The organism is Parapedobacter sp. ISTM3, from assembly GCF_016533505.1.
GTDB lineage: Bacteria > Bacteroidota > Bacteroidia > Sphingobacteriales > Sphingobacteriaceae > Parapedobacter > Parapedobacter luteus.
The window spans coordinates 100,839-119,927 of the sequence record NZ_JAENGN010000008.1 but is presented as its reverse complement, the minus strand read 5'-3'; the positions used below and the strand labels follow the sequence as shown (position 1 = coordinate 119,927).

The following is a 19,089-nucleotide window of genomic DNA, read 5'->3' as shown; positions in this document are numbered from 1 at the left end:
ATGAAGCATTTCGCTTATCTGATTACCTTCATATTGATATCCGCGGCCTGCCAAGGCGTTGGGCAACGTCAGCATATGTACACGCCCGACACGGCAAAGCTGGCCAAGGCCTTCGAAACTTATCGAGAGCCAACGATTACGCATCGTCGTTTCAAACATGCAGACATCGAGCCGCTTATCCTTAAGCGTAAGGGAGGACAGGTCTTTGAAGTGACCCAATTGGGTGTTTCGGTGCTTAAAAAACCCATTTATCAAGTGAAATACGGCGCAGGTCCAAAGAAGGTGATGCTTTGGTCGCAGATGCATGGCAATGAACCTACCGCTACCATGGCGTTGATGGATTTGTTCAACTTTTTGGAGGCGGAAGGGGACGGCATGGACAGTATCCGCAGCCTGCTGAAAACAGCGACAAGTCTCTATTTTATCCCTATGCTTAACCCCGACGGTGCCGATGTATTTACTCGTCGCAACGCCATGGATGTCGATTTGAACCGCGATGCGCGGGCCGGCGCCACGGTGGAAGGGCGGATACTGATTAATGCAGCCAAGGCCGTGCAGCCTCGCTATGGTTTCAACCTGCACGATATGAATATATATTACAATGTGCCTGGTACGCCCACTCCAGTGACCATCGCCCTATTGGCTCCCGCCTATAATGCCGAACGGGATATTAATCAGGTGCGGGGCGATGCCATGAAGATTGCTGCAGGAATAAACCGTGTTTTGCAGGACTTTGTGCCGGGCGGTGTGGCCAAGTACGATGATACCTATACACCCAGGGGCTTCGGCGACAATTTCCAAAGTTGGGGAGCGAGCACCGTATTGATTGAGTCGGGTGGGTACAAGGGCGATCCGGAAAAGCAGTTTATTCGCAAGCTCAATTTCATCATTATCTTAAATGCGTTAATCGAAATCGCGCAGGAAAGCTACCATCAATATGATATTGACGAATATGAAGCCATCCCGTTTAGCGATTCGAAGCTTTCCGACGTCCTTTTGCGCAACGTGGGTGCGTCGCGCGATTCAATTTCCTACAAAGTAGACCTGTCGATCAACCGGGACGAACAAACGGAAGGAAGCGACTACTACGTGCAGTCGCGGATTACCGATGTGGGCGACTTAAGAGAAAGTTACGGATATGCTGAATTGGATGCAGATGGGTATTATTTTATGGCCGGCAAAATCCATCCGAACGTATTCGGCAGCATAGAAGAGGTGTCGTTGGAGCAGGCAATGGGTTATTTGCGCCAAGGTTATTATGCGGTTCAAGTAGCGCGGTTGCCCGAACAGCGTTTGCACGGCTTGCCTTTGGTTGTTTTCCATCAGCGCAGCCCCGTTCCTGCCAGCCCCAATCTGGGCAGGGAAGCTAATTTCTTCCTTGCGCGTGACGGTGTGCCTGCTTATGCAATTATCAATGGGTATCTGATCGATCTCTCGGTTACACCTCAGGTGGAGTTTAAGAATTATATACGGTGACCGGCTATCTCTTAAATTTAGTATAACGGTTGACTGATGCCTAAATCGCCGAAAGCCCGCTGATTTTGCAGGTAAATGGTGATTGGTTCTTCGCTTTGCTATTGGATTTTGATAACTTTATTGCAAAGATGCGTGCCATTCCGGTGTTGGTTGTTATTATGAATCTATTTTGCCCGTGTTGAAGACATTTCGAACGACGTTCTTGCTGTGCATCGGTGCATTGTCCGGCGCTTCTGGACAAGTATCGCCAAAGGAGCCGGCCTACGCTGCCGATAAGGGAGCGGATGAACTGGTATTGAAAAATCCGGCAGGCGACACGTTGCTTGCTTACCGGTACACCGTAAAACCGCCCCCGCCAGGTGTCGACGGGGTTTATGGCCGATCAGGCTATATTCATCCCTTAAAGACTCTTTCGGGCCATGTGCTTACTTGTATACAGCCGGCTGATCACTATCACCATTACGGTATTTGGAACCCTTGGACGCGTGTAGCGTATAAGGGTAAGGTGTACGACCTCTGGAACATTGGCGACAAACAGGGAACTGTACGGTTCGTAAAATTTGCAGATATCTTTCAAAATGAGCACGGAGCAGGCTTTGAAGCCGTACACGACCATGTTGTCTTCGAGGATGGCCGCGAAATTCCCATTATCAGGGAACACTGGCGCATCGCGATATCCCAATTGGACGCAAACCGGTATCAATGTGATATCCGTTCCACGTTTGCGCCTGTCGGAGCCGCAGACGTGATGCTGCAAACGTACCGGTATGGTGGGTTGGTATTCAGGGCCACGGAAGCGTGGACCAATGCCAACAGTGACGTACTGACGTCCAGCGGGAAAAACCGCGATGACGCAGACGGATCGTCGGAACGCTGGGCAATAGTGTCGGGTAATCTCGGAGAAGAACAGGGCGGAATTTTATTTTTATCCTATCCCGAAAATTACAATTTCCCTGAGCCTGTACGGGTGTGGCCGGCCGATGCCAATGATGGCCGGGGCGATCAATTTTTTAATTTCTCACCGACCAAAAATAAGGATTGGGTGTTGCACAACGGAAAAACCTATACGTTACGATATCGGCTTGTCGTTTTTGACGGTGTATTATCACCGGAAGAGGCTGAGCAGTTGTGGGAAACGTTCGCTGCGGCTAACCAGGATGATGCTGCTAATTATTAAATATTATAAGTTAAATGAATAAACCACAAAAATTAATTAGTTTCCTTGCTGTCGGCTGCCTGGTTGCATGCCACACGGGTCAAGACAACATGCAACAGAAAGATATCCGTTTGATCACATTGGCGCCTGGTCATTTCCACGCGGCGCTGGTACAGAAATCCATGTACCCACAGGTCGATAGCCTTGTGCACGTTTACGCGCCGGAAGGACCGGAATTGGATGCCCACCTGGCGTTGGTAAACCAATACAATACCCGCACCGATAATCCAACATATTGGCAGGAAGAAGCTTATCAGGGAGATGATTTCCTTGAGAAAATGTTGGCAGAACGAAAAGGCAATGTGGTTGTCCTGGCCGGGAACAACCAGTATAAAATCGACTATATCAGCCAGTCTGTCAACGCCGGGCTGAACGTATTGGCCGATAAACCCATGGTTATCAATCAAGCTGGCTTTTCTAAGTTGGAGGCCGCATTTGACAACGCATCGAAAAAGGGTGTCTTGCTCTACGATATCATGACCGAACGGTATGAGATTAACACCATGCTGCAAAAAGCACTATCGCAGCTGCCGGAATTTTTTGGTGGGTTGGTACCGGGTAGTGCCGACAATCCGGCTATTACCAAGGAAAGCGTACACCATTTTTTTAAGGAAGTCTCCGGCAATCCGCTCATCCGGCCAGCATGGTTTTATGATACCAAGCAGCAGGGGGAAGGTTTGGTCGATGTGACCACACATTTAGTGGATCTGGTGCAGTGGGAGAGCTTTCCTGACCAAGTCATCGACTACCGAAAGGATATCCAGCTTGTCGGAGCTCGGCGATGGCCAACGCGCGTCACTCCCGAACAATTCTCCCGTTCGACGGGGCTGGATGTGGTACCGGAGTTCCTATCCGGAACCGTGGACGATAACGGCAACTTAGCCATCTTCGCCAATGGCGAGATTGATTACATCCTGAAAGGTGTACATGCGAAGGTATCGGTCATCTGGAACTTTGAAGCGCCTCAGGGTACGGGCGATACACACTATTCCATCATGCGGGGAGCGTATGCCAATCTGGTGATTCGGCAGGGCGAAGAAGAGCAATATAAGCCTGTGCTGTATGTGGAGTCAACAGGTAAGCGGGATGCGAAGTCATTTGAGGCCGCATTGGCCAAAGCGATTGGGCAGCTGGCTGAAACTTATGACGGTATAGCGTTTGAGCCACAGAGCGAAGGGCGTTACCGGATTGTTGTGCCTCCATCCTTAGTGACCACACATGAAGAGCATTTTGCTCAAGTAACCGAAAAATACCTTTCGTTCTTACAGTCCGGAGCCATGCCCGATTGGGAAGTACCCAATATGATTGCAAAATACTACTTAACGACCAAAGCCTTGGCAGAAGCCCAGACGGTGACGCCTTAAGTGTAAGGGGCTGTCCAAAAAAAGGCGGCCCCACTCTATTTCGATGGCCGGACGCCTGTCTTGCCCGTCGTCGTTCACTCGTCTGCCACACCGGTATGGGGAGAAATTCCAATGCCGGGGCCAGCAGGTAACACTACTTTACCATCCATCACTTCCATGCCGCGATATACATCGTTGCTAATCAGCAAGGCGCCGTCAAGATCCGCCCAATCGACGATAGGCGATAACTGTGCCGCCGCCGAAATGGCACACGATGTTTCCGTCATGCAGCCCAGCATCACTTTCATGCGCAGTGCCCGTGCAAGCTCGGCCATTTGGTGCGCTTCGCGCATGCCCGTACATTTCATAAGCTTGATGTTGATGCCGGTATATACGCCAAACGCGCTGCGGACATCTTCCAATCGCTGGACAGCCTCATCACCTATTGTAGGAATGGGGCTGTTTTCCGTAAGCCAGGCATTGTCATCGATTTGTTCCTTGGGCATGGGCTGCTCAAGAAAAACGACACCCCGTTCGGCAAGCCAGTGTGCCATTTCAAGAGCTTGGTTGCGGTTTTTCCATCCTTGATTTACATCCACACAAAGCGGCTTATTTGTCACTTCGCGGATGGTAGCTATCATCATCTTGTCGGTATCCAGCCCAAGCTTGACTTTGAGCAGCTTATAAGGGGCGGCCTCCCGTACCTTTTGCCGTACTACTTCAGGGGCGTCCATGCCGATGGTAAAGGATGTATTTGGTGTTTTGGTTGCTGAGTAGCCCCATATCCGGTGCCAGGGCTGGTTCATCAGTTTGCCAAGCAAATCGTGCAGGGCGATATCCACGGCTGCCTTGGCGGCGGTGTTTTTCGGCGCGATGCCGTCTACGTATGCCAGGATGTCGGCAGTGAGGAATGGATCGCTGAAACCGGAAAGGTCCACCTGATCCAGAAAAGCCAACACGCTCGCCTGCGATTCGCCCAAATAAGGTGGCATGGAGGCTTCGCCGTACCCTACGACACCGTCATATTCCAGCTCGGTCAGTACGATTGGCGTGGTGCTACGTGAGCCGGAAGCAATCGTAAACACATGCTTAAGCGCTAACGTATAGGGGCGGTAGCGTAGCGTAAATTTTCCGGATTTTCGGATCGTCGTTGGCGTTGTCATTCCGTTGATTTATCAGTGGGCAGGGTATATGCGCGGTGTCTTGCGATGGGTTGGAGCGCATAGTCCGGTTGCCCGATATAGCGGCGCGCTGCGATGAGCGTACGTGTTTGAAAGTCGTCGTAGTTGACGGCATCCGGCAGCATGCTGTTGATGCGGACCGTCCCCGCCGAGTGGATGAACTCCCCATTGCCAAGGTAAAGCGCTACATGCGTAACGCGTGCATCCGGGCCCCGGCCCTTGCCCGACGCAAAAAACAGCAAGTCGGCAGGCCGAAGATTCTGAAGTGCTTTTTCGATAGCCAATGTGTCTGCCGATAAGATGTCCACGACGTGTCCGGCAAGCACTTGCTGTGAAGCATCCCGGGGAATGATGATTCCATTCATGAAATAGGCCATTTTGGTGAAACCGCTGCAATCAACCCCCTTTACCGAGGTGCCGCCCCAAAGATAGGGCAGCCCCATCATCGTTTTTGCCGTTTTCAATATGTTTTCCGCCGTTGGGTTTACCGCGCCAAGCCATTCGTCGAAAGGCCGAACCAATTCCTGCTTGATGTATGCATTTCGTCCATCCGGATACTGAACATGCACAAAACCGTCGGCTTGCGTGCCCGAAATGAGGATATTGCCCATGACCAGATCCGATACGCGCAAGGATTGCTCGTCCGGCATCGTATAGGCATGTCCGAAATCGCCGGTGACTATCACTTTTTTTGCCGAGAGCCATCGGGTTAGCTCCGGTTCAGACCGGGGCGAGACCGAAGAAGTACTTAACCATGCGATGTACCCCTCGGGTGTGCGCACGCGATAGTAGCCGTCTTGTTCTTGGAGCAAGTCCACCGGAGTGCCCAGTAGCACCTGTGATGCGAGCTCGGCCTGGTTGCTGGGCTCAACACGAAGATTGGCTACCGAAAGGTTCACGATGCCTGCAATATTCCCTGCCACACTGCTATCCGGCAATGGATTTATCGTTACCTTTGCGTCGGGAATACGGTTTTTAACCAGTAATTGATTGAAATATTCACCAGCTTTCGGTTCCGTCGTCACTATCCGGTAACGGTGGGAGATGGTGTCGGTGTAGTGCAGTTCAAAAATTGCTGTCCGTTTGTCCGGCGCATAACGCTGTGCGGTCTGCCGGGTTAGCTCCAGGATTTTTTGGTAAGCCGTGTCGGCCGATAGCGCCTGTGCGGCACTGTCTAAGCCTGCAACGCAGCAACATAATGTTAATATGATATTTTTGAAGGCTTTCATTGTGCAAACTTTCTGCCTAAGGTACGCGATAATTCACTGCTGTGCAATTTTAAAGAGCCACTTATCCGTCGTTTATGTCAACTTTTTTGTGATAATTCGTATAATCGCGTTTTGAAATGCGCATTTTGATATCAGACAATAACGCTTAATGATTAATAGAAGAAAATTTATTAAGACAGGAGCCATGGGGGCTTCCCTTATCTCGTCGGCCAATATATTGGCGGCCTGCACTCCGCAAGCAGCGGCAAACAAGGGTGTAACCAAACCCATCGTTGTCTCCACATGGGATTTCGGCGTTGCCGCCAACAAAGCAGCATGGGACATCTTGAAAGCGGGTGGCAGCGCTTTAGATGCTGTAGAAGCAGGTGCGCGGGTACCTGAGGCCGATTTGGCAAACATGACGGTAGGCAAGGGCGGGTATCCCGACCGAGACGGGCACGTCACGTTGGATGCGTGCATAATGGACGACAAAGGCAACTGCGGCTCCGTTGCCGCGCTCGAAAACATTGCACATCCCATCTCGGTAGCCCGCATGGTCATGGAGAAAACACCCCATGTGATGCTGGTGGGTGAAGGCGCATTGCAATTTGCTATCGAAAACGGATTTAAACAGGAAACGCTGCTCACTCCCGAAGGGGAAAAAGCATGGAAAGACTGGCTCAAAGAAAAGAAATATGAGCCCGTAATCAATATAGAAAACAAGTCGTTTACCGCAGAAAAATTGCCGGGCAATCAATATAACCATGATACCATCGGCATATTAGCGCTGGACATAGCGGGCAACCTTTCAGGCGCCTGTACGACCAGCGGTATGGCGTTTAAGATGCGCGGGAGGGTAGGGGATAGCCCTATCATCGGGGCTGGGCTGTATGTCGATAACGAGGTTGGAGGGGCCACAGCCACCGGTGTAGGCGAGGAAGTGATACGCACGGTGGGTAGTTTCCTCGTGGTCGAATTAATGCGGCAGGGCCGCTCGCCACAGGAAGCCTGCCGCGAAGCGGTAGAACGTCTTATTAAAAAGAAACCTGATACTGCCAAGAACATACAAGTCGGCTTCCTCGCGCTGAACAAAAATGGCGAATACGGGGCCTTTTCATTGCAAAAAGGGTTTTCTTATGCGGTATGTGATGAGCAAAAGCAAGACCTGTTATTACCGGGAGCGAGTGTGTATTGATTTTTGGATATAAATACTTATCTTTAAAGTTTGAATAGGCAGGGGGCGACAAGCATAAGCTTTTGGCTGAATGCCTACGGCTTACCGCAAAAAACAAAAGAATGATAGCGACATATGGAGGCGGGTGCTTTTGGTGCACCGAGGTCATATTTAAACAACTGCAAGGGGTGAAGAGTGTGCTGCCAGGATATATGGGCGGCCAACGCGAAAATCCGACCTATGAGCAAGTCTGCACGGGAGCTACGGGGCATGCAGAAGTTGTGCAAATCGATTATGATGAAACCGTGTTGCCGTATAGGAAGTTGCTGGAAGTGTTTTTCAAAACGCATGATCCAACAACATTAAACAGGCAGGGCAATGATGTAGGGACCCAGTACCGGTCGGTTATTTTTTATCACGATGAGCAGCAGCGCATCGAGGCCGAAGAATTTATCAGGCAGCTGACCACCCACGAGGTGTACGACGATCCCATTGTGACGGCGATAGCGCCGGCACAGCCCTTTTATGTTGCTGAGAACTATCACCACGATTATTTCAACAACAACCCGCAAAATCCTTATTGTGCGGCAGTCATTGCCCCCAAATTACAGAAGTTTTTGAAGGGCCTGCAATAGCCTGCACCGGCGCAATGCCAGTGGCCACAAGCGTCGGCCGTTTATCGACCCGACGGCGCTTTGGCCCCTATGCCCAGCCGCTTCGGAAGACCGACAGCGACCGGCATCTTGTTGGTAGTGATTGAAGCAAGTGTACCACATAAGCCGTATTTTTCTTAAATTTGTTTTCGAATTATCTACTCATTGCGGCATTTCAAGTCAAGGGTGCGTAATATCCTGTTCAACAGACTGAAGATTTAGCTATTTTTCGAAAACTACCCCAAAAGGGTGGGCCAACCGTAAATAAAATAGGCTACCTTTACACCCAATCTTTGAAAAACAGCTATTCCTACGCGGTGGGGTTATTTTTTCACTGCCTATGAAAAATGATATGTTTAAATTGGTTATCATTGAAGATAACCTAGTTATACAAAAAGCATTGGAGGGGTATTTCGAGGCTTCTTCCCAATTTGAGCTTTTGTTCTGTGCCACTTCAGCCGAGGAGTTTATGAGCGTTTGGAAAGAACAGCGGATAGACGTATTGCTTTGCGATATCGGCCTTCCTGGTAAATCAGGAATAGAAACGACGTGGTATGTGAAGCGTAAGTCTTCTTCCACGCAGGTGGTCATGTTTACGGTATTTGAAGACAAAGATACGATCTTTCAGGCGTTGTGCGTCGGCGCTTCGGGTTATTTGCTCAAAGACACGCCCTTAAGGAAGATCGAAGAACAGCTGCTGGAAGTGATGGATGGCGGGTCGGTCATGAGTCCGCAGGTGGCACGCATGGTGATAGGCTTTTTCCATCCCTTGTTGGATAAGAAGGGGGCGAAGGAAGCCGATCGGCTTACCCAACGGGAGATTGAGATTGTCTCCATGCTGCAGCACGGAGCATCGTATAAGACAGTAGCTAAGAAGTTGTTTATCAGTGTTGATACGGTAAAATTTCATATCCGGAATATTTATAGTAAGCTGCAAATCAATTCGCGTTCTGAACTGATTAATAAGTATTGAGGAAAAAGTACACCATACGACCTGAACCTATATCCATGCATGTCGGCAGATTCAGTCCTTTTTCTTTAAACGACGGTAAAACACAATTGCTGAATAGCTGTTCGAATGCATGCGGCAGCGGCTCGCGGATTCCCTGTTTTGGGGAATGAGCAGGTCGCTGCCTTTTTTTTAAGGCTATTCAGCTGCCGATCCTGGCAAGTCGGCGCTGTGTTCGCCGGTATGCCCACCGTTCCTTAAAGTCCAGCCACTTCTGGCCATTTATTTTCCGCATCGTATTATCGACCAACCGCATGATAAAGACGTTGTACAACATGCTTGCTAAGCGCGTAGGTGTGCGCGGCAGGGCCCGCAGGGTCATGGAGAATCCGCCATCCAGGTAGGTGATGTAATGCCACCAACCGCTCGGCATATAAAGTGCGTCCCCATGTTTCATGTAAACCTCGAACCCACGCACATGCTTTAATGCCGGATAGCGTTCAAAGTCGGGGTTGTCCATGTCGATTTTATCAATATTGTGTATTGAAAACGGCACCTTATACAGGTACTTGCTTTGGTCCGGGCCAAAGAGCATTACCCGCTTATTGCCTGCAAAGTGAATGTGCAGGTTATCGGGCAGATCGATATCGTAATGGGCGAAAACTTTGGATTGGCCACCTCCGAAGAACAACGCCGGCAACCGTTTGAAAAACTTCAGGCCAATCGCTGGATAATCGAAGTCTTCCAGCAGTTTCGGGCAGTGGTCTTTCAGTGTATAGAAAAAAATGCGCAGATCAGTGGGGGTTGTCTGCAGCAAATCAATGTAGTCGCCAAACCGCATTTGCGTCACCGGCTCATATACGCTTTGTTTCCCTTTCGCTGGTTTATTGTCATACAATGGCACGGTTTGGTCGCCAGCCAACGATTTTATATGCTCAAATGTCCACTTGCTGTTCCATGCGTCGGTAAGGTTTTCAATGAGCACAGGCCGCTGGGGGCGGTAGTAGCGGCTGATAAAGGTTTCCTTGTCGATGGCGGATATGCGTTCGAGCGGTTGTAAGTTAAGCGTTGCCATAAGAATCTTCGATTAGGGGTTGTGTTTGATTCGCAGCGGTAATCTTTTCAAGAAGATATTCCTTACCCAACAGTTCCGTACAGGTGAGTATGGCGTTTATGGTTACGCCCAAGATGCCGTGCATGCTGACGCCCTGCCCTGTAAGCAGCAAATTCTTGATTTTGGTGCGGGGGGGCAGCGAATTATTCAAGGGTTGATTGGCATCCTTCACAAACCCATACATGCCCCCCGTTTCATTGCCAATATAGTCACGGTAGGTCAATGGCGTGGACACATAGATAGCATCTATATACCTGCGGAGGTCAGGAAACTTCTTTTCCAGTTCGTCGAGCATGATTTCGGTTTTCAAGCGTTTAAATTGCTCATAGCCGTCACCGCGATGGCCGGTCTGTGCGACGGTATTGTATGTGTTTGCCCATTCGTTTACCTCGTCGAAGCGCATGTAGGTAAATACGGTCATCGTGTCGGCCCAGCTGTCGTTGTCATGCTTCGCGTTCATCGATACCATGTAGCCGTTTGGCCAGTCGGCTGTCCGGTAGTGGGCATTGCTCCACACACTCGCTTCGTCTTTGAAGTGATAATAGTTCCGGTTAAGGTAAGGCAAGCTTCGTGGTTTCAGTACAAGGTATAGGCTAAATGATGAAATCGTGTTTTCGGCCCGGCGTATGCGGCTGGCGTAGGATTTGCGTATCGGATAGTCGCCGATTAGCTGGAGGGTCTTTTTAGGGTCCATATTGGAGATGAAGGTTTCCGCCCGGTAGTTGTTGCCAGCTGCCGTGGTTACTGACTGCAATAAACCGTTTTCAATATGAAACTGTGTCACTTCCTGGTGTTTGAGCGCTTTCCCACCATGCTGATGGAGCTCCCTGATGAGCAATTTAGCTATCTGGCCGCCGCCATTGATACATCGCCAAGCACTCTCGATGTAGGAGTTGATGGATAGGGCATGCACGTAAAACGGTGTTTTATCTTTTATCCCGGCGTAAAGCAGGTTTGTGCCTGCGAGTACGGCCCGCAGTTTGGGATTCGCCGTGCAACTGTCGATGACATCGCTTACTTTAAGGCCGAGCGTCTCCGCATTCCATTGGTACTGTTCGTCCATATCAAGACGATAGAGTGGAAAACGCTGGCAGATGGCTTTCATTTGCATGTAAAATCGTTCAATGCCAGCACGTTCTTCCGGGAAATGACGGCTAAGCTGTTCTACGAAGTTGGCCCCGCCTTGGGCGTAGGGGTACTCGTTGGGATCATTATCAAAGGTCACCACATCAAAGGCATCCTGATCCATGCGCTTCAGCCGAAGTTTGTCCGCAATGCCCAGGTATTGGAAGTATTGGTAAAGATTTTGTCCCCGATCCAGCCCGCCGATATAGTGCACGCCGGTATCAAAAATACACCGGTTGCGCACAAATGTCTGCAAATTGCCGCCGTACTGTTTGTTTTTCTCCAGCACCAGCACCTTAAGGCCTTCTTTGGCCAGGGTAGTGGCACACACCAGCCCGCCCAAGCCACTACCAATGACAATGACATCATATGATCCGTGCATGCTTCCGTAAAATCGTTATTCCTTCATGGTCAAAAATCGATTCAAACCCCAGCTCGGCTAAGATACTCATTTCTCCTGTTTCTACGTTTTCCAATACCAACCATTCCGCCGTTTGTACATACGGCATCCAATCCAGTGCCATCCTGCCGGATACAATCAGCACTTGGAAGTCGTTTGCAGGCTGTGGTTCCGCCAAGAACCGGAGCGGATACCGGTTCACGGTAAAAGTATGTTGTGCGGCGAGGACTTTTTCAGGGTTTGGATCCCATGCGGTTACTTGCCGTGTTGCACTGTCATACACCAGCAGAAAGTCCAGTACACCATAGCCGCACCCCAGATGGAAAAAACGGCCATCTGGCGGAAGTATCCGTAGAATCCGGTGATAATTGGCCCGTTGAGCGTTGAAGACGGCCTTCACTTCGCGTTGGATGGCCTTAGGTTTATAGTAGTAGTTGAAGTAGAGCTTGGACCGGAAGTAGTCCGCACCTTCCCGCTCGTTGCGCAACGTCCTGAACTCCTGTTTGAAATACGCAGCTATCCGCCTCGTGCGCTCACGATAGGTCGTGCCGAATGCCGGATCGTCATGTCTGATTCGGGGAAGTAGCTTCATGGTAATAGGCCCGGTCTTAAGCATGTTGTCGTTTTTCGGCAAGGCATGGGCATTACCATGAATCAGTACGGGCAGTATATCAACCTTTAATTGGGCGGCGAGGAAAAAGGCACCTTTGTGGAAGCGTTGTATCGCGGTCGTCATCGAACGGGTGCCTTCCGGAAATACGATGATGGAATAGCCCTGCTCTACTTTTTTCCGTAGTTTTTCCAGGCTTTCCTGGTTATTTTCTGATGCCGGATGAGCACCGACCATACGCATCAGCCGCCCGAAAAACGGCGAGCGGAGCTGCCTGTCATTCATCATAAAAATCTGCAGCGGGTGTAAGAGGCCCATCGTCGGGGTGTCCAGGATGGAAGTATGGTTGGCAATCACGATGGCTGGTCGTTCGTAAGCTGCCTGCCTATCGCCGAGGATGGTCATCCGTACGCCCGGCGTGCGAAACATCAGGTTATGAAAAAACAGTTGCATGGCGCGATGGAGCAGCCAGAACTTTTTCTGCTTCGCAAGGGGGAGGAAAGGAATCAATACCTGCGCCAATAGGCTTACCAACAGGCCGCCCAGAAAGAAATAGCCGAACGTGAAGCCGGTGAGTATAAAATTGCCAATACGCCACGGCGTATTGCCTCGTTGCTGGGGGGCGCTGATAAAGGTGCGGAATAGCCAAGGCTGTATGGAAAACGACATCAGGACTACCACCAACAGCCCGATAAGTGGGATGATGGAAATGGACCGTATGGCCGGATGTTTGGCAAACACCAGGATGCCGAAGCAGCCGATGGTCGCCAAAGCAGACATAACAACCCCCGACTTGTATGCCGGCATATCTTGGCGGCCGTAGGTGTAGTGTTCCAGCAATCCCTTCGTCACAAAGATGGAATAATCCACTCCTAATCCGAAGATCAGTGTGGTAATGATGATATTGAAAGCATTAAAATGGATGTCAAGCGCACCCATCAGGCCCAGTGTCACCAGCCAACCCAGGAAGATAGGGATGTTGGTTACCAACGTAAGCTCCAGACTGCCGAAAAATAAGAAAATGACGACAAATACCGCTATGGACGCAATGAAAAACAGGTTGTTGAAATCGGTTTCTAAATTGTTCAATAGCGTTTCCTGCAAATGTTTCCGGTCAATGGCCAGTACCCCCGCATCATGGTCTGTCAATGACTGGATAAGTTGGGCAGCGCGTTCATCATCGAGTTTCACCGGGGTGGTGATGGTGGTCAGGCGTTCGCGCGATGCAACAAATTCATCCAGGAAAAGACTGTTCAGCAAGGCTAGGTCATCGTTGTCCAGCAACACGTAGTCCCGTGATAGCATCTCGAAGAAAGGCTCGAATGCGTTTTCCCTGAAGCCGACGTTCCGGCCATCGGCAATAAGCTGCCGCATCAGCCGCTCCTTTTTGCCGCCCGACCAAAAGTGGCGCCATCGATCGATCTTTTCCTGCTGCTGCGCTTTTGAAAACACGATGTTTCCCACCGACTGGAAACTGTGGATGACACCTTGGGCTTCATACTGTTCCAGTTGGCGGTGCAGAACGCTGTTCTTATCCAGGGCTTCGTCATAGGTATCGCCATATGCAACGAGGTAAATGGATTTCGCAGCATAATCGTTGAGTGAGTCCAACGCTTCTTCGGCCTGTTTTAAGTGAGGAGGTTGGTAGTTCAACGCCGCTAAATCGTCATTAAAGCCAACTCGCTGGAAGGTGAACAGGCTCACGGTGACCAGGACGACGCCTACCCCCAGTACCCATTTATTACGGCTGAAGTCATAACGCGCGATCGCATCGATAAAGGTGTTTTGTCGTGCCCGGATAGCACGGTGCGGTGCGTATACCTGCGGAATGAAGATTAAGGAGAATAACGCGGCGCTCAATACGCTGACAGCCGCGAAAATCCCCAGGTCTTTCAGTACATCGGAGCGTAAGAACAATAAGCAAAGGAAATCTACCGCTGTGAATATGGCACACATTAGTAACGGCTTTGTCGTGCTGTCGAACAACTTTTTTATGTCGCCGGTACCACGGTAATGGCTTAAAATGTGCAGCGAGTAATCCAGCGTGAGGCCCAGCAACACCGAACCGATGCCGATGGATATGGCAGATATCGTGCCTTTGAGCCAATAAAGCACCGCCATGCCCATCAGGCTTCCAAACGCAGCAGGGACAATAATAATCAAGGGAATGTACGCCCGCCGGTAAAAATAAATAAAGAGCGCGACCAAGGCTATCAGCGCTATGGATAATGTCACTTGAATATCCCGCTTGATCTGCTGGGCATTGGCTACAGCCATGGCTGCCGCACCGAAATACGATGCGGTCGCCCGCCCTTCGAACTGCGCGTTTAAATCCCTGATGGTGCCGTCAAGGATTTTAATAAATTGGGTGTTTTGGGCGGTCTCACTGCTGCTCATGGCTGTCGTGATGAACGCCAGCAGGTTTTTTCGGCTGCGGGCTATCAGATAGCCGTCTTCCAAAGTAAACTGCCCACCGGATTGCAGGTGCTGAAATTTACGCAACCCCATGTAGGTCATTCCCAGGGGATCCTGCCTTGCCAGCGATGCCGTGATCAGGCCCTGGGGAGCAGCTATCGTCTGATAGGCCTCCTGTATCTTTGTTGCAACGGAGTCAGGTGCCAGCAGCGAGTCGATACGCCGGTAGTCGTCTGCCGTGAGAAAGAGCGGCAGGTTGTGCCTGACCACCTCCATCAGCTCCAGGAGCTGGTCGTCTGCCAATTGTACCTGCAGGCGCTGGATATAAGGCGCCGCATCCCGTTCGATAGCCTCGGCAAAAGCGTCGGCATATTCCTGCAACGCGGCAATGTTATCCGCCTCCGGCGTAGCCACGTTGATGACAATTTTATCCGCAAACTTAACGGATTGCATGACATTGGCCACCCGTTCAGCATCCTCACCCGCGGGGATGAGCTTCATGATATCCTCTTCAAAGCGGATTCGGCTGCTCCAATAGCCTATCAGCGCGAAGCCCAATATGACAGCGAGGAAGAAAGCGGTTCTGTGCTTCTGAAAGTAGCGGAATATGGTATAAAAAACGGAGGCCAATTCACCAAGCTGTTAGGTAGGCAAAGTTAATAGAATTATAAATTGCTCCTATACCTTTCGTCTTTCCTTTATATTCAACAGTAAATAAGTGCCAACCCCAAATACCGCAGCCGTGACGATGGACAGCACCAGGCTGCCTATGATGTATTCCGTTAAGTGCTGTTGGATAAAAGCCCGGTATGTCCCGATATTGGTCCATTGGAACGACGTTCCCGTAGGCTCCCCCAAGACGAAGGCGCCAACTTGTAATCCCGCGTAAATGATTAACGGTATAAGTGGCGGAAGGCTGATATTCGAAAAAGCAAAAGCAATGAGCTTGTTGAGCCGGAGTACAAACGCCAGAAAAAAAACCGTAATCGTCTGGAATCCCCAAAGCGGGGAAAGTCCCACGAGTACGCCGAGAGCCACGGATGAAGCTTTTTTTGACGTCGAATCGTCGCTGTGCAGTAAATCTTCAAGGAAAAACCGTTTGAACCCTTTTTCCCTGAATGTACGGAGATACGCTCTGGGGCGGATATAAAGTAAGGTGACCACAACAAGCCAGGTATTGAGGATGCTGATGCGCGTAAAATCGCGAAACGGCCGGAAATGAGACACGCGTTCCGCAGGATTATACAACACCTTGACCGGGATATTGCGAACGGGAATACCGCGCCAGGCTGCTTTGACGATTACTTCCACCTCGAATTCGAATTTGGTGGTATAAAAGCGGATATTCCGGATTTGTTTAAGGGGATAAAGCCGAAAACCGGATTGCGTATCGGCAAGCGTGATGCCCGTTTCAAACCGAAACCAAAAGTTTGAAAACCGGTTGCCGAAGCTACTCTTGCCGGGAATGCCTGCTTGGTTCATGTTGCGATCCCCGATGAGCAATGCCGGCCCGTTGCGCTGGATTTCGTCTGCAAATTTCGGAATGTCATCAGGAAAATGCTGACCATCCGAATCAATGGAGATGGCGTAGTCAAATCCCTTGGCGTCGGCCTCGAGGAAACCTGTGCGAAGGGCAAAGCCCTTTCCGCTGTTTCGAGGCAGGTGGATAATCGTCAAATCTGTATATGGGGCCAATAGGCGCGCGGTCTCATCGGTTGAGCCGTCGTTTACAACGATGATATCGGACGTATACCGGCGCACTCCATCCAGCACTTGCTTAAGTGTTTTGCCATTATTATAGGTGGGGATGATGACGCAAGCGTTGATAGCGGCTAATACCTCGTTGGAAGTCATTTAGGTTGGTGGCTCATTCTTTTGAAAATTCATCAAAGTAGCCATTAATCATGGCCTTTAATCCCTCATCTTTCAGCGAGGGGAGTGCTTGTTGTACAAATTCACGGTCATCCTCAATATCCTGATTGTACCGGAGAAATTTGGGGAGATGTTCCTGCACACTGAGGCGGATCAGCCTGATTTCAGCATTGTCAGGGTCCTTTGCCACCGCCTGTTCAATCCATTCCGCCGCTTCCTTGACTTTGGCTTTTCGTTCCGATAACTTTTCATACCGGGCGAGTAGCATCATCCCTGAGCCCTTGTAGGCCACAAAAACCGGCTTATCTGACATTGAGACGTTCTTCAGCGGTTCAAAAAATGCACGTGCCTGTTCTTCAGATTTGGTCGCATCTTTGTACAATAGCCGGAGGTTATTGAGTTCCTGCGCTTGTGCCAGCACCGTCCACGATACTATAGCAAAGAGAAAAATCACCTTCTTCATGACCTAAATTTTTTGAAAGACGCCACTAAACTTGAGCGCTACCGTATTTTCAAATGAGGTAGTGCTTTTGATGGCAAGCAGCCCATCTTCTTCTTCAACATCCAGTTCTACATGAATGTTTGGATGGTTTTCGGGATTGATGATGGCCATGAATTTTACATTCCTTGCAGTTCGCAGCACAAGCGAGCAGTCGGCCCATTTTTCAGCCAGTTCTTTGATGATTTGCATCATGCATACGCCCGGCGTCACAGGGTGGTTGGGGAAATGGCCCTGAAATACCGGATGTGCCTTGTTTATGGCAATGGAGGCCGACACCTTTTGGCCATGCGTCGTAAACGCTGTCAATGAATAAAAGTTGGGTAAAAGCGACATAGCAGGCAAAAGTAAAAAATCCGCCGCATATAGGCTACGAAACCAGGCTATTTGATGGCAAATAGCTCTTCAGGCATCGCCACATTTTTGCGTTGGTTTTCGAAGTCAATCAACGTGAAATCTTGCGTTGGGTCAATGATCTTAATCCGGTTTATCAAAAACGTGCTGCCATCGAATGTCAGTTCCACCTCTTTGATGTACCGTTGCAGCGCTTTGTCCTTCGGCCTCAGGATAGCAGCATATCCCGAGCCTGCCCGATAATAATCGACGACAAAACGGCTTTCGTCTACGACGTTTCCACCCTGCACGGTGCCTACCAAAAGGCCGCTCAGCCCTTTCAGTCGCCTATTGGCAGCCAAATCGATTTGCTTCGGTTTGCTGCCGCCTTCATCGATAAACATGGTTTGGTGGTCAAAGACAATTACATAGCTCGTTGGTTGGCGATATTCCCACCGGATGTCCTGCGGAGCCCTGAAATAGAGCTTGCCGGAGGCTTTGACGGCATGCTCCATGTAGCTCAGTTGCTTCGACTGTGTGAAGTTGCTTTCTAACGATTTCAGGTTCCGGGTATTGGCGATTACCTTTTCCTTGAATGCAGCCGTCTCCGCAGGGGTCAGTGCCTTCCGCTGGGCAAATCCTGCCGTGCAAGCAGCCAGCAGCACAATTGTCAATAACCGATATTTACGCATACGCATGTCGTTGGGTTAATGTCTCCACGGTGACCATGGTGAAATTCCGTCTTTTAAGTGCTGGCAACAACTGTTCCAAAACCGGTACGATGCGGTCATGGGTGTCGTGGAGCAAGATAATATCACCTGGTTTGGTCTTGTTCAGAATAGTACGCACGATGCGGTCGGGGGTGCGTCTTGCGGTATCATAAGGGCGTACACGCCAGCCGATTACGGAGTGGCCGCTCACGCGGATGGCTCCTGCCAGGTGCGGCGTGGTTACCCCGTAAGGGGGGCGGAAAAAGCATGGTTTGTGGCCGATACAAGCCGCAATGGCAGCATCCGTCCGATGGATTTCCCCCAGCCATTTTACCTTTGTGTGGAAATCGATGGTAGGGGCGTGGGTATAGGAATGGTTGCCGATAAGATGTCCCCGTTTATGGAGTTCCAAGGCCACTTCCGGGTGCTGTGTCACTTGCCTGCCGATGCAGAAAAAGGTAGCTTTGACAGCGTATTTATCCAACAGGTCGAGCACCCGTGGTGTGTAAACGGGATGCGGGCCATCGTCGAACGTGAGGGCGATTTGCCGTGAATGGGTCTGGCCGTTATGTATCGCCTTGACGAAGAAATTCCATTGGATGTTGAACGCACCGAGGGCGATACCGATTAAGCCAATCGCCATGATAAGCAGCGCGGCTACCCAAAAAACGTTTAAGAATAAGCTTAATAAGATGATGACCAGCAAGAGCAGAAGTACGTATAAAACGCAAACTTAGCTAAAGTCAAAACAAATAGCAAACATTCTGCTTTCCATCATAGAACAGGGTTTCTTTGGGCACATCGGCAAGTG

At 50.2% G+C, this 19,089-nt stretch carries 16 protein-coding genes; 6 read left to right on the top strand and 10 right to left on the bottom strand.

Features of this window, described 5'->3' with window-relative positions; all coding sequences use genetic code 11:
* The 3 genes from JHJ32_RS12655 (at position 1) to JHJ32_RS12645 (ending at position 4,056) form a co-directional block, all read left to right on the top strand.
* Positions 1 to 1,476: a M14 family zinc carboxypeptidase gene (locus JHJ32_RS12655; RefSeq protein WP_200121196.1), complete on the top strand. Its 1,476-nt coding sequence runs from the start codon at positions 1 to 3 to the stop codon at positions 1,474 to 1,476.
* A 178-nt stretch (positions 1,477 to 1,654) separates the two neighbouring features.
* Positions 1,655 to 2,653, top strand: coding sequence for a PmoA family protein (locus JHJ32_RS12650; protein WP_200121195.1), 999 nt, complete (start codon positions 1,655 to 1,657; stop codon positions 2,651 to 2,653).
* A 14-nt stretch (positions 2,654 to 2,667) separates the two neighbouring features.
* The gene (locus JHJ32_RS12645; RefSeq protein ID WP_200121194.1) at positions 2,668 to 4,056 is read left to right on the top strand and encodes a putative oxidoreductase C-terminal domain-containing protein; all 1,389 of its coding nucleotides are present in this window, start codon (positions 2,668 to 2,670) and stop codon (positions 4,054 to 4,056) included.
* Between the two features lie 74 nt (positions 4,057 to 4,130).
* Here JHJ32_RS12645 and JHJ32_RS12640 read toward each other — a convergent pair whose 3' ends face one another.
* Together JHJ32_RS12640 and JHJ32_RS12635 are read right to left on the bottom strand one after the other, a co-directional pair.
* On the bottom strand, positions 4,131 to 5,198 hold the full coding sequence (locus JHJ32_RS12640; protein ID WP_079717604.1) for a dipeptide epimerase: 1,068 nt from the start codon (positions 5,196 to 5,198) through the stop codon (positions 4,131 to 4,133).
* Positions 5,195 to 6,445 carry a C40 family peptidase gene (locus JHJ32_RS12635; RefSeq protein WP_200121193.1) on the bottom strand — a complete coding sequence of 417 codons (1,251 nt, stop codon included), beginning with the start codon at positions 6,443 to 6,445 and terminating at the stop codon, positions 5,195 to 5,197. Before JHJ32_RS12635 ends, JHJ32_RS12640 begins: the two co-directional genes overlap by 4 nt.
* 148 nt (positions 6,446 to 6,593) lie before the next feature.
* Between JHJ32_RS12635 and JHJ32_RS12630 the strand changes: the two genes are divergently transcribed.
* From JHJ32_RS12630 to JHJ32_RS12620, 3 genes are all read left to right on the top strand, one after another.
* Complete coding sequence (locus JHJ32_RS12630; protein WP_079717606.1) at positions 6,594 to 7,619, top strand: N(4)-(beta-N-acetylglucosaminyl)-L-asparaginase; 1,026 nt, start codon at positions 6,594 to 6,596, stop codon at positions 7,617 to 7,619.
* Positions 7,620 to 7,720: 101 nt separating this feature from the next.
* Positions 7,721 to 8,233 (top strand): peptide-methionine (S)-S-oxide reductase MsrA, encoded by a 513-nt coding sequence (msrA, locus tag JHJ32_RS12625; RefSeq protein WP_200121192.1) that lies wholly within the window; start codon positions 7,721 to 7,723, stop codon positions 8,231 to 8,233.
* Between the two features lie 358 nt (positions 8,234 to 8,591).
* Complete coding sequence (locus tag JHJ32_RS12620) at positions 8,592 to 9,224, top strand: response regulator transcription factor (protein WP_079717608.1); 633 nt, start codon at positions 8,592 to 8,594, stop codon at positions 9,222 to 9,224.
* Positions 9,225 to 9,402: 178 nt separating this feature from the next.
* Here JHJ32_RS12620 and JHJ32_RS12615 read toward each other — a convergent pair whose 3' ends face one another.
* The 8 genes from JHJ32_RS12615 to JHJ32_RS12580 are packed head-to-tail and all read right to left on the bottom strand — an operon-like array spanning position 9,403 to position 18,984.
* Positions 9,403 to 10,275, bottom strand: a complete 873-nt coding sequence (locus JHJ32_RS12615; protein WP_079717609.1) for a cupin-like domain-containing protein — start codon at positions 10,273 to 10,275, stop codon at positions 9,403 to 9,405.
* A complete protein-coding gene (locus JHJ32_RS12610) occupies positions 10,262 to 11,821 on the bottom strand; it encodes an NAD(P)/FAD-dependent oxidoreductase (RefSeq protein WP_079717610.1) in 1,560 nt (519 codons plus the stop codon). Before JHJ32_RS12610 ends, JHJ32_RS12615 begins: the two co-directional genes overlap by 14 nt.
* Positions 11,805 to 15,494, bottom strand: a complete 3,690-nt coding sequence (locus JHJ32_RS12605; protein WP_200121191.1) for a 1-acyl-sn-glycerol-3-phosphate acyltransferase — start codon at positions 15,492 to 15,494, stop codon at positions 11,805 to 11,807. The genes JHJ32_RS12610 and JHJ32_RS12605 overlap by 17 nt, the downstream gene beginning before the upstream one ends.
* 48 nt (positions 15,495 to 15,542) lie before the next feature.
* Complete coding sequence (locus JHJ32_RS12600; protein ID WP_200121190.1) at positions 15,543 to 16,718, bottom strand: DUF2062 domain-containing protein; 1,176 nt, start codon at positions 16,716 to 16,718, stop codon at positions 15,543 to 15,545.
* Between the two features lie 13 nt (positions 16,719 to 16,731).
* Entirely contained in the window at positions 16,732 to 17,199 is a 468-nt protein-coding gene (locus JHJ32_RS12595; protein ID WP_079717613.1) for a hypothetical protein, read from the bottom strand.
* 3 nt (positions 17,200 to 17,202) lie between these two features.
* Complete coding sequence (locus JHJ32_RS12590; protein ID WP_079717614.1) at positions 17,203 to 17,571, bottom strand: 3-hydroxyacyl-ACP dehydratase; 369 nt, start codon at positions 17,569 to 17,571, stop codon at positions 17,203 to 17,205.
* A 47-nt stretch (positions 17,572 to 17,618) separates the two neighbouring features.
* Positions 17,619 to 18,266, bottom strand: coding sequence for an outer membrane lipoprotein carrier protein LolA (locus JHJ32_RS12585; RefSeq protein WP_200121189.1), 648 nt, complete (start codon positions 18,264 to 18,266; stop codon positions 17,619 to 17,621).
* Complete coding sequence (locus JHJ32_RS12580) at positions 18,253 to 18,984, bottom strand: polysaccharide deacetylase family protein (protein ID WP_233632637.1); 732 nt, start codon at positions 18,982 to 18,984, stop codon at positions 18,253 to 18,255. Before JHJ32_RS12580 ends, JHJ32_RS12585 begins: the two co-directional genes overlap by 14 nt.
* Positions 18,985 to 19,089: the final 105 nt, after the last annotated feature.

Excerpts from the sequence above, each read along its gene's own strand:
- JHJ32_RS12655 (WP_200121196.1), top strand. The coding sequence starts at position 1 with ATGAAGCATTTCGCTTATCTGATTACCTTCATATTGATATCCGCGGCC.
- JHJ32_RS12645 (WP_200121194.1), top strand. The coding sequence starts at position 2,668 with ATGAATAAACCACAAAAATTAATTAGTTTCCTTGCTGTCGGCTGCCTG.
- JHJ32_RS12640 (WP_079717604.1), bottom strand. The coding sequence starts at position 5,198 with ATGACAACGCCAACGACGATCCGAAAATCCGGAAAATTTACGCTACGC.
- JHJ32_RS12635 (WP_200121193.1), bottom strand. The coding sequence starts at position 6,445 with ATGAAAGCCTTCAAAAATATCATATTAACATTATGTTGCTGCGTTGCA.
- JHJ32_RS12630 (WP_079717606.1), top strand. The coding sequence starts at position 6,594 with ATGATTAATAGAAGAAAATTTATTAAGACAGGAGCCATGGGGGCTTCC.
- msrA (WP_200121192.1), top strand. The coding sequence starts at position 7,721 with ATGATAGCGACATATGGAGGCGGGTGCTTTTGGTGCACCGAGGTCATA.
- JHJ32_RS12620 (WP_079717608.1), top strand. The coding sequence starts at position 8,592 with ATGAAAAATGATATGTTTAAATTGGTTATCATTGAAGATAACCTAGTT.
- JHJ32_RS12615 (WP_079717609.1), bottom strand. The coding sequence starts at position 10,275 with ATGGCAACGCTTAACTTACAACCGCTCGAACGCATATCCGCCATCGAC.
- JHJ32_RS12610 (WP_079717610.1), bottom strand. The coding sequence starts at position 11,821 with ATGCACGGATCATATGATGTCATTGTCATTGGTAGTGGCTTGGGCGGG.
- JHJ32_RS12600 (WP_200121190.1), bottom strand. The coding sequence starts at position 16,718 with ATGACTTCCAACGAGGTATTAGCCGCTATCAACGCTTGCGTCATCATC.
- JHJ32_RS12595 (WP_079717613.1), bottom strand. The coding sequence starts at position 17,199 with ATGAAGAAGGTGATTTTTCTCTTTGCTATAGTATCGTGGACGGTGCTG.
- JHJ32_RS12590 (WP_079717614.1), bottom strand. The coding sequence starts at position 17,571 with ATGTCGCTTTTACCCAACTTTTATTCATTGACAGCGTTTACGACGCAT.
- JHJ32_RS12585 (WP_200121189.1), bottom strand. The coding sequence starts at position 18,266 with ATGCGTATGCGTAAATATCGGTTATTGACAATTGTGCTGCTGGCTGCT.